This window comes from Priestia sp. JNUCC 25 (assembly GCF_053667915.1).
Genome location: NZ_CM132211.1, coordinates 2,807,232 through 2,819,156 on the forward strand (window position 1 = coordinate 2,807,232; position 11,925 = coordinate 2,819,156).

Here is an 11,925-nt window from a genome sequence, read left to right on the forward strand (position 1 = left end):
TTTAGAGTATCGTTCAAAAAAGATATAATAAGACTGTTACAGATTAAATACATACAGAGGAGGTCAACATGAACGAACCATCCAATTTTTCTCCTTACCTTATTAAACAAATCAGCGATGCGATCGATGACAATATCAAATCAAAGTGCATAGACTTTTTATATGATTCTCATTCGTTTTTTTCGAATGAAAAAGATTTTATAGAAGACTACATTTTAAATATATTGCAAGATACGTTTGTTTTAGAGAATAAATTAATAAATCCTAAGGAAATAAGAAACCCAGCCTACAAAAGAAGACAATCGAATAAGAAAAACTGGCTACAAACGTTAAAAAAAGATATTAAAGCCCAAAAGCCTAATCCTATTTTTGAAGACATTGAATTGGCCAAAAAAGTGATGGATAAAAAAGTGGATACCGAACACTTAAAAAAGCTGTTTGGCGTGGAAAAACCTGAAGATATTTTAAAGATAAAGTTAAAAGAAGTAGAGGCATGGGCTAAAAGTAAAAAAACAAACATTACCGATTTTCCTTATTTAGATTCAAAGATGAATTATCAAATAGAGAAAGCATTTCACACAGACTTTACTTTTTTAATTGCTGAAATCATATTAGAAAAATACAATGGAAATTTGAGTAACTGGATTGATAAACGATTGAATTCGTGGGTAGAGGCCCCTATCTTCTCAAATGAAAGTCACTCTCTTAAAACCAATATGGAAGTTAAAACAAACTCCCAAGAAGTCGTTTTATATAATGACTATAAAGTTGATGAAGAATATTTCATTCGCACCATTATCCCTGTCAATGATAATCAAACGGTTCTTTCCAAACGAAATATGGTTTTAGATCCAAAAGATTCTCAAATTATCCAGTTTGCTCTTTCACAGCGCGACGAGATGTTTTATAAAGAAAAGACGGTGACTCTTGATTTAGCGGATATCGTTAAAGAAATTTATAATTCAAAAGGTGTAAAAAACTATGAAGCGGTTGAAGCCCGCATTATGAAAATTGCCAGATACCACGTAGAAGGTGTAGCGAAGAAGAAAAATTCCAGAGATACAAAATTTGCGATAAACTTCTTCCAAAAAGCTGTTATTGAAACCGATGAAGTAACTGGCAGACGATATGCAACCATCGTATTTAGCGACGATACGCATCAAGGCTTTTTAAATCAGCAGTTTGTACAAATTTACAGTGACGTTATTAAAAAGTTTAAAGATAATTCGCTGTCTTCTTTGCTGCTGTATGCATTTCAAAAAGAGCGATTAGATTGTTATTTACAAGAGAAGTCTTACACCCATTTTTACCCGTATCAATATTTTGCTTCAAAAGTTCGTTTTCGTTCAAAGAAAATTGATGTCAATCTAAAATTAATTAATGAATCTCTAGCAGAGTTTGTCAGCAATCAAGTGCTGATTCAAAGTTATCAGCAAAAACTTCAAGGATTTGAAATCTCTTTTATTCCTCTTCAAAATTATGAAATTCAAGACTATTTTGGAGGAGAACATAGAGAAACATTGGAAGGGTAAATTGTTCCCTTCCTTTTTTTATTTGATATTTTGCCACTTTCAGCTTATAGATACAAAATATCCCACTATTTTTATTTCATAGTTTGGAAGTTTTGTCATTTTTAACGTACTAACCAGAAGCTTTTGCCGTTTTTTACGTACCTTTTCGCTTCTTTTGCCATTTTTAGCGTACTAATTACTACCTTTTGCTGTTTTTGACGTACCACTCTGATTCTTTTGCCATTTTTGACGTACTAAATTCATTTTATTTACTAGTAATCACTTATTAATTGTTAATTATTCTCTTTTTCCGTAAAACAATCCTACCTTTTGCCGTTTTTGACGTACTCTTTCATTACTTTTGCCGTTTTTGACGTACTCCTTCATTACTTTTGCCGTTTTCTGCGTACTAAACATTGCTTTTCCCTTTGTTATTGCCTTTTCAAACCCCATTTTTTATTTTTTTCGCAGCATATATAAAGCTTTTGCCATTTTTGACGTACCAAACGAAAACTTTTGCTATTTTTGTCGTACTACTACGTCGTTTTTGACGTTTTTCACGTACTAAAAATAGCTTTTGCCATTTTTGACGTACTAATAAAATTCATTGTGTTATTTACAACGATCAGAGAAGTGATTTTTTTACCTTTTTTTAGGTGAATCAAGATGACTTTTGCTGTTTTTAGCGTACCACTTTTCACTTTTGCTATTTTTGGCGTACTATACTAAGCCTTTTGCCGTTTTTGTCGTACTAAAACGCATAAAGTTTTTTTTGATTTTTACTGATCGTAACAAACACTGTTCTACCGGCGCTTGCTTGCTTTTGCCGTTTTTGTCGTACTAAAAAACCTATACGCTGAACCCCTTGATATGACAGCATTCTTTGAACCTTTTGCCGTTTTTAGCGTACTACTCGTTCGTTTGCGATTCTATTTCTTATTGATATAATTTTCACAAGGTATTCTTTGTTATTTTACCCTAATAAATTATTGTTGATGTGAAATAGATTGGAGGGATTCTCATGATAAAAAAAGAATTTGCGAAAATTGGAAAACAAATTATTCGCCAATTGTCTAGCACCGTAGAAAAATATAAAGATATTGAAGATCACATGGACCTAGACGCTCATGGGAACCCTACAATCAAAACAGTGGCAGAACATCACCGTTTATCTAAATCTCAAATTTCACAATTAATTTTTTATCACTTCCTTCACGTTGATGAAAGAGGTATTATTTGTGATGTTTCTGAAAAAGAGATTGCAGCCGCGTTGAATTGTACAGTTCGAACAGTTCGCAACAACAATGTAGTATTAGCAGAAACAGAATTAATTTCCTATTCTCGCAGCGGCAAAGGAATCAATATTTGTATTGTTCCCTACCCTCAATATTTTGAAGAACACGGCTTTGGGTTTATGGAATTAGAATATACTCGCTTTGAAGAACTTATTCTAATTGAAAATGTAAATGCCCTTCGCTTAGAGCTTCGCAAAGAATTGGTTTATGACAACGATACGATTAAGCGTCATTTTAATCCTGGAGAAAACACTTCAAAAATTAGCTTTAATGACTATAAAATTTTCACACCGAAATATACTCACTACAAAGGTATGATGCAAAAAATAGCTGAAACGCAGACGAGCGCATTTAAAACCGTTGTCCAAGGATCTACTATTTTCTTTGTTTTAAAAGACGGAGCTAAAAATGGCAAGATGTCAAAACAAGAAAAGAAAGAGCAATACGATGCGGCGATTCGACGTACTATTGAAGAGACTTTTGTAAAATTATCTGGACACAGCACAGATTCTACAGGAATTGTTATGTCTTCATTCCAAAACGAAGACATCGCTGATTTGGTTCAGCTTTCTTTTGAATATGGTATTGAACGAGTGAAGTCTGCCCTTTATTCTCTGATTGAACAGGCCTTCTTCAGCCATGATGCTCAAGTCGTTGAAAATTACGGTGGAAAAATCCGTACGCTCATTCGAAAAGAGCTTTCAAAAAATCTTCAAGATCAAGTCCCTGCTGAACTTACAGCTTCATAAGGGGCTTATTTGGCATGCCTTTTTTTTGTTTTATCTCCCTTCTCTTCTCTTTTTGATACAAATAGCGCAAACAAGCACCCATTTTTGCAGCTATCCAATTCCATTATCCTATCTATATAAACGTAATGAGTTCAAATAAATGATATTTCTTGTGTACAACTACGGAATATTACTAAAAAAACACCTTCATACTTATCCACAAAAGAAAGAAAACATATTCAATGACTGTTATATCATCCTCCTTGTTAATAAAAACATCCCTTTTACTTTTTTATTAACGATGATTTCCAGGTCATTTACTCTTTAACACGACTACTTTTATCCACAGTGGAAATAATTCATACTTTTAACAGCAATCTTCATACCATTGGTTTTAAAATCCATCTATTGCAGAAGAAAAAACATAGTAAATAAAATGGTTTCCATATCTGTTGTTATAAAAAAACATCCTTTAGCTAAAGGATGCTGTTCACAAAAAAGGTCTATTTTCCACACAGTTATTTATTGAAAAGCTATTTCTTCTCTAACCCTTGATACCATTGGGTTTTTAGAGTTTTTTCCTCTCTTTAATATCTGTATATAATGTTTGTTAATAATATCTATACTAATCTCTGCTATAAGGTTTTATTTAATATTTGTATAAAGAAATGTTTTAAAAATATCTATACCTGAGGATTTTCACTTTTTCTAAAATAAGGAGTTTTCATTACATATACCAAATACAAATAAATTAAAATAAAACAATAGTTCAAACACTTCTTAATAAATTCTAGTAGTATATTTTCCAAAATAAATTATACTATTCAGTAGAGAAAATTTTATAAAGCAAGAAAGGGACTTAGTCATGAAAGACATACATTGGGTGCAGCAAACTTTATTTAATACCGGTAAGTGGATTGACATTAGTGAAGTAATCATAAAGATTATCTTGATTTTTATTATTGCTCAAATTGTCATCCGGTTTGCTCGTAGTGTAATTAATAAAATCTTTGATTTCAGATTTAAAACTAAGCTGCTGAGGTACAACGAACGTAAAGAAATAACGCTGAAAAAGCTTTGTCTGAGCATTGTCATGTACGTCGTGTATTTTATTGTACTTATTACGTCTTTAGAAGCAATCGGAATTAATATGAAAGCACTTTTAGCTGGTATTAGCGTAGCAGGATTTATTACAGGCTTAGGTGCACAGAATTTGATTAAAGATATTTTAAACGGCTTTTTTATTCTGTTTGAAGATCAATTCTCAGTAGGAGATCACGTATCCATAAATGATACGAAAGGAACTGTTGAAGAAATTGGATTGCGCACGACAAAAATTCGCGGAGTTGACGGAGAGTTTTACTTTTTTGCTAATAGTAACATTACAAAAGTAGCGAACTATACGCTCGGTGAAATTCCCGAAGTACATAAGCCTGAACAAATAAAAACTCGTGAAGAATAGCTTCACGAGTTTTTATTTACGACAGTTGTAAAAAATTGATCGTATGATGTAAGGTGATAATCTGCTTCAATGTCGTCATTTTGAAATGCACATGTTTTGATTCCCAGTTCACGGGCAGGTTTTAGATCAAGCTCGCGATCTCCAATCACTAAATCGAGCTGATACTTATCGTGAAGATATGCATAAGCGCCGCTATCAGGCTTTCGTTTGTAGCCATCATCTTTTGTAATGATCTCCGTAAAATAGTGCTCCATATTAAAAAATGCAAGAATATCAAGAGTAGACTGTCTAGATTTATGCGTAACAATTACATTTGTATCCGCAAAGCTCAGTACGTCTTCTACGTGAGGAAAAGCAGGCTTATCTTTAGGATTGATTTTCTGTTCGAGCACATGGAAGTGTTTATCAAACAAAGACTTTTCAATATCGAAGTGCTTAATTGCTACGTCAGAAGATATCTTCATTTGTTTTAAAATATCGCCTTCTGAAATCGTTTGATCTGTTAGTAATTCTTTGAATGCTTTTACAATCGTTGGATAGGTATCAAAGATGGTTCCATCAAAGTCCCATAAAATATTCATTTTCGCTGTCTCTCCTTTTTTAAAAACGTAACGATTATACCAAATTTTTCATTGCTTGTCAGTGAACCATTTTGTCGTCGTTGCATTTAAAGTAAAAAAACTCGTTTTATACGAGTTTTTTTACTTTATTAACTGCTGCTGCATCCACTCCCACAGCTTGAGCTGCTGCAGTTTGAACTCGAACAGCTGCTGCCGCTGTCATGATGGTGATGCCCTCCATCGTGGTGATGATGGTGGCGATTGTCTTCCCATGGGCTTGAACAGCTATAGCCGCTGTACGAGGCTGTATCTCCCGCATAGATTGTCTTTTTGTATAGCAGCAGTTCATTCATATGTCTTGAAAAGTCGGTAGCTTCGTAAAGTGAATAAAAAACAAAGCCTTGAAAAAGAAGTTCGTTTGATACATTCCCTTTTTTGAATGCTTTTTTTAAGTACGACGATCCTCCCGATTTCATTCGTTTTTTTGCATCCTTAATTTCTTCTTTTAACGCTTGAATCAAATGTCTCTGCTGTTCTTCCCATTTGCCGTTTCTTAAAAAATAGCGATCTAGCAATTCATCTTCTGACAACCTTTGAAAATCTTGAAGTGTACTTTTATCAAGCGGATGCTGAAAAAATTTCCCCCAAAGCAGTCGGCTGTTGCCCGTTATGTCAAACAAATGAGCATACATCCAATCAAAGAAGGCGCGCTTATCCGGCTGTGGTGATGGCGTAGTGTCTACATTTGGCTGGTGATGTAAAAAACGGTCAAAAAAACGGTCTGTAAAACGCTCATAATCCACTGTAAACATGATCATTTCGTGCCACACTTCATCTACTTTTGCACTAAACATAGGTACGTCTTTGATGACTGCATTTAATAAAATGTAGCGCTTCATCTCAAAAAACGTCCATTCTACTTCATCGGCTTTTGTATTTCGCCCTTTCATACGCTGTTTCACCTGTTGAACATAGGCTTTCGGTAACGAATCTTCTAGTGAATGAACAATATCTTCAAAACCATTACCTTTATGTATTCCGAGCTCATCTGGAAGCTCCTCTTTATACAAGCGAAATCCCCTTGGCTTTCCAATCCCTTTAATAATCAAAGCTAAAAGAATTACCGCTCCTACTATAATTGCTGCTATCATCTTCTTCCCCCTATACCGCGTCTATATATTCAATATTTTACCACATTCATAAAATACAAAAAAAGAGCTCAATTAACTTGAGCTCTCGTCATCATCGGGCATCTCGTCTACCTTTTCTACTTTGACTAGACCTTTTGTGCTATATTCAAGATCAAAGTATGCTTTAACGATATCCCCTTTTTTCAAATTGCTTGGAATCGGTTCATTTAAATTTTTATCGGAAAATTTAATGCCCGTTCCTTCTTTTGTTGTTCCGCTGTATGTACCATTTTCGATTTTTTCAATAGTAATATAATACACTCGATATTTGTGCGCTTCCTCGTCGCCCTTTGCTTTTTCTTTAACGGTTTCTTGTTCAGGAAGCTTACTCAGTGTTTCTTGGGCCTGTTCGGAAGTCGGCTCTGCTGATCGATTTATGAATTGCATCACAACTAACACTAAACATATAACTACTAAAACTAATAATAATATCTTTTTTGCTGATAAAGACAATGAACTGTGCCTCCTTACACCTTTATGTATATCATGCTGCACACAAGAGATTATACACGATAAAGGATTAGAAATTGGGATAAATTCTATAAAAATAGTAAAAATATGAGAAAGTACCTAGAATTTTTTACGCTTTTCTGCACTTTTTTGAGATAGAAAAGAAATTTGGTACCTTATCCTTAAATTGTAACTGATTCGCTTCATTTTCGAAAAGAGTTTTGCCCATTTTGTCGTAAAAAAGTCATAATAAGAAGGAATATCACACCATATTGTCGAACGTATGTATATACTTGTAATGAACTGCCGAACTGCTTTTCTCTACCCTCATTGTTGAGGCAATATGGCAACTGAAACAGCTTGCTGTTAAATTCAGATTACACATCTATTCAGGAGGTGGAATGCAAAATGATGTTTGCACTTATTGTTATAGTTGGTGTCGTAGCACTTGGCGTAGCTAGCTTCTACGTCATTAAGCGACCTCAAGGCGCTGTTGATCCTGAGGATCGCAAACCGCTTGTTTCTGTAAACGGACATGTTAAATTTGCAGAAGGAATTAATCAAATTTCCATATCTAAAATTGACATGTACGATCAGCGTCTTGTTATCAATCAAGTAGCTATTATTCCATTTAACCGTATTCAACGAGCAGAATTTTCAAAGGTTGTCAAAAATGAAAAAGGCCTTCACGGAGCTCCTGTTCAACGCTATTTCGGTGAATTAACCATTCATTTCACAGACAAGAACGGGCAAGAAACATACATTCGCTGTGAAACACCGAAAAAAAATCAATTTCACCTCATCTACCAGTACGATTTAATGAAAAGACAATTAAATAAGCGTCTTGGTCTTGAAGATCTGCAGCCTTACCTTACTCTTCAAGAACCATACGAACTATAAGAGAAAACCTCCCTTTTTCACATATTATTTCACTTCCCTGTACATACTAGAAGCGAAACTGAAAATGGGAGGTCATTCCAATGGATTTTGTCCGTTTTTTGCAATATTTTTGTTCAATCGCTGGCGCTCTATGCTTAGGGTTTACCTACTATCACATGTTCAAGCGTGACTCTCCGGTTAAAAAAGAAGAATCACAGCAAGGTGGAACTGACTAACGTTCACCTTGTTTTTTATGTGCAGGCATGTGTACTTCGCATTTTGTGGTTGAAAGTTAGATTACTTTAATCATTTGTAAAATCACGGGTGATTTTTCTAAAGGAATATCCTCTGTGTTAATGATAAGAAGTCCTTTTTGGACGCTGTAATTGGAGGAAGGCTGTAACACACCGTTTATGAATAGATTACTATATGAGTAGCTCTCAGGATCCAATATATGCTGAGTGCCGTATTCTTTTAATGCATTTTGATCTGTAAAGATGCGCTTGCTGCCTCCGGCTACCGTATAGTATTCAAAGATGCGAACTTTTTTCGGAAATATATACCTGAATTCCTGCTGGATCTACCATTTTGGTTGGTTCTCCTATAGTATTAGAAGTTACAAACTTTGCGCCTGATTCTGATACAGATGTACAAACTTTAAAGTGAAGATTATGCTATCGTTTTGTTTTAAAGCGTAATGGCGTGTAAGATATATAAATCTCAGTTTTACAGAAATTTAGTGGTCACAATAAAAGCTTCTGGGGACGTAGCGCAGAAGCTTTTATTATTGTTATTTATTTAATTCAAAACGCCCAGTTCCCTTTTCTAAACACAGGCTCGCTTGTACCGTCAGCTTTGATGCCGTCGATGTCCATTTCAGCTGAGCCGATCATGAAGTCAACGTGGGTGATGCTGTCGTTTGCTCCGTTTTGTGATAGCTCTTCTTTAGACATCGTTTTTCCGCCTTCTAAACAGAAGGAATACGAGCTGCCGATAGCTAAGTGATTGGATGCATTTTCGTCAAACAGCGTGTTGTAGAAGATGATGTTTGACTGAGAAATTGGCGATTGATGCGGTACTAAGGCTACTTCTCCTAAGTATTTGGCACCTTCATCTGTTTCAATTAGGTGCTTTAACGTTTCTTCGCCTTCTTCTGCATTTACATCAACAATTTTTCCGTTTTCAAATGTTAGCGTGAAGTTTTCAATTAAGTTTCCTGCGTAGCTAAGCGGTTTTGTGCTTGTTACTTGACCGTTTACGCCGTCTTTTTTTGGAAGTGTAAATACTTCTTCTGTTGGCATATTGGCCATGAACGAGTTACCGTCTTCATTAACACTGCCTGCGCCAACCCAAATATGTTTGTCAGGAAGCTCAATTGTTAAATCTGTTCCTGGCGCTTTATAGTGAAGCTTAGCAAATCTCTTTTCATTTAAAATGTCTACTTTTGTATGTAATGAAGCGTTGTGCTCTTCCCATGCGGCCACTGGATCTTCTTGGTCTACGCGCACAGATTTAAAAATAGCTTCCCACAGTTTTTCTTGCTGCTGTTCTTCTGGAACGTCAGGAAATACTTTAGCTGCCCAGTCTTTTGAAGGAACAGCTACGATGGACCAGCTGATTTTATCGGATTGGATCGCTTCACGGAATTTTTTCATTGCTTTTCCGCTTACTTTTTGGAACGCAGCAATACGTTTGCCGTCTACTCCTTTTAGTAAGTCAGGACCGCTTGAAATTACAGATAAAACAGCGCCTCCGTTTTTCACAAGCTCTTCTCTTGCTTGAGCTTTCCAAGCAGGAAATTCATTAAATACAGATTCATCCGCTTTTTCATATTTCAAACGAACTAAATGATCGTCATGCCAGTCTACATCAACAGACTTTGCTCCGGCTTCGTACGCTTTTTTCGCAATTTCACGAACAAAATCAGCGGAAGAAATATCGGCATTAATGTTTAATACTTGCCCTTTTTGAATGTTTACACCGACTTTTACAGCTAGCTCGGCGTACTTTTCAATATTGCGCTCAAACTGTTCCATAATTTAGCTCCTTTACGTATATATTCTAACAACTTTATTGTATCATGAATAAAACATCAATTAAAAATCCTAGCCTATAGTTTACATAATATAATTACGTTATTTTACAGATTATTATATAGCAAAAGTTTGTTCTCTAAGAATCAGAACAAACTTTTGTCTTTCACAGATTCAGTTTTGTAGCCGAGCCGCTCCGAAATGTTCTTGCCTATATCAACCATGCGTTCTTGAAGATACGTTAATCGCTCATTTGTCATACGCATAGTAGCACCGGAAATGCTGACTGCGGCAACGACTTGACCAAGGTGATCAAAAATAGGCGCTGCTATGCAGGTAATTCCATATTCATTTTCTTCTAAATCCAGCGCATATCCTTTTTGTTTTACTTCTGAAAGTTCTCGAAGAAAGCTTTCTTCATCTGTAATGGTGTGATCTGTATGAGCTGGTAAGCCTTTTCTTTCAAGAATGCTTGTTACCGTGTTAAGCGGTAAAAAAGCTAGGATAGCTTTACCGACAGACGTACAGTGCATAGGGGCTCTTTTCCCCACTTTTGAATGCATGCGCAGCGTCTGATTGCCTTCTAATTTTTCAATATACACTACTTCACCTTGATCGTAGACAACAAGATGAATAACTTCATTTGTTTCACTTTCAAGTTCTTGCAAAAACGGCTTTGCTTCCGTTCGTAGATCAATAGAATCTAAAAGTTTTGAACTTACTTCTAAAAACTTATACCCAAGCTTGTACCGCCCGGTTTCTTGATCTTGTTCAATATAGCCGTACTGAGCAAGAGTAGTTAGAATACGGTATACGGAGCTTTTATTGATGTCCATTTGCTTTGCGATTTCTGTGACGCCTACCCCTTCTCTTTCCATGCTGACAATTGTGACAATATCCAACGCCCGGCTTACAGACTTCACCATGTTTTCTCTCTCCATTTTTCTCTCTCCTTTATGTGTCGTGTTACTGCCGGGCATTTTTTATCACTCTTATACGTTTACGCGTTCTTTCTCTGCAACAAACGGATTTTGGAGGGTTCCAATTTCTCGGATGGTGCATTCAATGACATCGTTTGCGCTCACCAGCTCCGCGCCGACCGGACTTCCTGTTAAAACCACATCTCCCGGCTTAAGGGTCATAACAGTAGAAAGGTAAGCAATCATTTGCTCAACGGAAATAATCATTAAATCTGTCGAGCTGTTTTGTTTTTCAACGCCATTTAAAAACGCTTTTACATGAATGGATTTAAAATCAAGCTCCGTTTCGATTACAGGGCCAAGAGGCGTAAATGAATCAAAGGATTTTCCAATGGTCCAGTGCCCGTCTTCATGAAAATAATCCGGAGCCGTTACATCGTTTCCAATTGTATACCCAAATATATAGTCCAGCACGTCTTCTTTTGCGATGTTCTTTGCTTCTTTTCCAATAATAACTGCAAGCTCAGACTCAAACTTGACGTGCTTAATCGCAGTTGGAATGACAATGTCTTCGTTTGGACCAATCACAGAGGATACGGGCTTAAAAAAGAAGACAGGAATAGAAGGCAGTTCTCTTGGCAGCTCCGACTTCGCGGCTGCATAATTTGCACCTATTCCAATAATTTGAATCGGCTCTAAAGGAGCCAAAAGCCTTACTTCACTCAGTGAAAAAGTCTGTCCTGTATAGTCCCATTTCTCAAATATATTTCCTTTAATGACGCCGATCGTATCCTCTTTTAGTACACCTGTATGACGGCTATCTTGTACAGCGAACCTTACAAATTTCATGACATAACTCCTTTTCCCATTTGCTTGATTTTAATAAGGATAGTAGAT

At 35.9% G+C, this 11,925-nt stretch carries 12 protein-coding genes; 5 read left to right on the top strand and 7 right to left on the bottom strand.

Annotation, left to right across the window (positions count from 1 at the left end):
• Nucleotides 1–68 precede the first annotated feature (68 nt).
• The 3 genes from JNUCC25_RS14330 to JNUCC25_RS14340 all read left to right on the top strand — a co-directional run bounded on the left by JNUCC25_RS14330 (nucleotide 69) and on the right by JNUCC25_RS14340 (nucleotide 4,996).
• Nucleotides 69–1,532: a hypothetical protein gene (locus JNUCC25_RS14330; RefSeq protein ID WP_013057542.1), complete on the top strand. Its 1,464-nt coding sequence runs from the start codon at nucleotides 69–71 to the stop codon at nucleotides 1,530–1,532.
• Between the two features lie 1,000 nt (nucleotides 1,533–2,532).
• Nucleotides 2,533–3,555 (top strand): hypothetical protein, encoded by a 1,023-nt coding sequence (locus JNUCC25_RS14335; protein ID WP_029322436.1) that lies wholly within the window; start codon nucleotides 2,533–2,535, stop codon nucleotides 3,553–3,555.
• Nucleotides 3,556–4,399: 844 nt separating this feature from the next.
• Nucleotides 4,400–4,996 (top strand): mechanosensitive ion channel family protein, encoded by a 597-nt coding sequence (locus JNUCC25_RS14340; RefSeq protein WP_029322439.1) that lies wholly within the window; start codon nucleotides 4,400–4,402, stop codon nucleotides 4,994–4,996.
• A gap of 2 nt (nucleotides 4,997–4,998) precedes the next feature.
• Here JNUCC25_RS14340 and JNUCC25_RS14345 read toward each other — a convergent pair whose 3' ends face one another.
• The 3 genes from JNUCC25_RS14345 to JNUCC25_RS14355 all read right to left on the bottom strand — a co-directional run bounded on the left by JNUCC25_RS14345 (nucleotide 4,999) and on the right by JNUCC25_RS14355 (nucleotide 7,199).
• Nucleotides 4,999–5,577, bottom strand: a complete 579-nt coding sequence (locus JNUCC25_RS14345; RefSeq protein WP_013057546.1) for an HAD-IA family hydrolase — start codon at nucleotides 5,575–5,577, stop codon at nucleotides 4,999–5,001.
• Nucleotides 5,578–5,705: 128 nt separating this feature from the next.
• Nucleotides 5,706–6,707 (bottom strand): glycine-rich domain-containing protein, encoded by a 1,002-nt coding sequence (locus JNUCC25_RS14350; RefSeq protein ID WP_064471803.1) that lies wholly within the window; start codon nucleotides 6,705–6,707, stop codon nucleotides 5,706–5,708.
• A gap of 72 nt (nucleotides 6,708–6,779) precedes the next feature.
• Complete coding sequence (locus JNUCC25_RS14355; protein WP_013057548.1) at nucleotides 6,780–7,199, bottom strand: hypothetical protein; 420 nt, start codon at nucleotides 7,197–7,199, stop codon at nucleotides 6,780–6,782.
• A gap of 405 nt (nucleotides 7,200–7,604) precedes the next feature.
• On the opposite strand from JNUCC25_RS14355, the gene JNUCC25_RS14360 reads away from it, so the two are divergent.
• Together JNUCC25_RS14360 and JNUCC25_RS14365 are read left to right on the top strand one after the other, a co-directional pair.
• Nucleotides 7,605–8,096 (top strand): hypothetical protein, encoded by a 492-nt coding sequence (locus tag JNUCC25_RS14360; protein ID WP_029322444.1) that lies wholly within the window; start codon nucleotides 7,605–7,607, stop codon nucleotides 8,094–8,096.
• An 80-nt stretch (nucleotides 8,097–8,176) separates the two neighbouring features.
• Nucleotides 8,177–8,311, top strand: coding sequence for a hypothetical protein (locus JNUCC25_RS14365; RefSeq protein WP_013057550.1), 135 nt, complete (start codon nucleotides 8,177–8,179; stop codon nucleotides 8,309–8,311).
• Nucleotides 8,312–8,367: 56 nt separating this feature from the next.
• Here the strand turns inward: JNUCC25_RS14365 and JNUCC25_RS14370 are convergent, their stop codons facing one another.
• The 4 genes from JNUCC25_RS14370 to JNUCC25_RS14385 all read right to left on the bottom strand — a co-directional run bounded on the left by JNUCC25_RS14370 (nucleotide 8,368) and on the right by JNUCC25_RS14385 (nucleotide 11,877).
• The gene (locus JNUCC25_RS14370; protein ID WP_078081927.1) at nucleotides 8,368–8,655 is read right to left on the bottom strand and encodes a DUF4183 domain-containing protein; all 288 of its coding nucleotides are present in this window, start codon (nucleotides 8,653–8,655) and stop codon (nucleotides 8,368–8,370) included.
• A gap of 223 nt (nucleotides 8,656–8,878) precedes the next feature.
• Nucleotides 8,879–10,111, bottom strand: a complete 1,233-nt coding sequence (locus JNUCC25_RS14375; protein WP_053487397.1) for an aminopeptidase — start codon at nucleotides 10,109–10,111, stop codon at nucleotides 8,879–8,881.
• 143 nt (nucleotides 10,112–10,254) lie between these two features.
• A complete protein-coding gene (locus JNUCC25_RS14380; RefSeq protein WP_013057552.1) occupies nucleotides 10,255–11,049 on the bottom strand; it encodes an IclR family transcriptional regulator in 795 nt (264 codons plus the stop codon).
• Nucleotides 11,050–11,100: 51 nt separating this feature from the next.
• Nucleotides 11,101–11,877, bottom strand: coding sequence for a fumarylacetoacetate hydrolase family protein (locus tag JNUCC25_RS14385; protein WP_064471804.1), 777 nt, complete (start codon nucleotides 11,875–11,877; stop codon nucleotides 11,101–11,103).
• Nucleotides 11,878–11,925 lie beyond the last annotated feature (48 nt).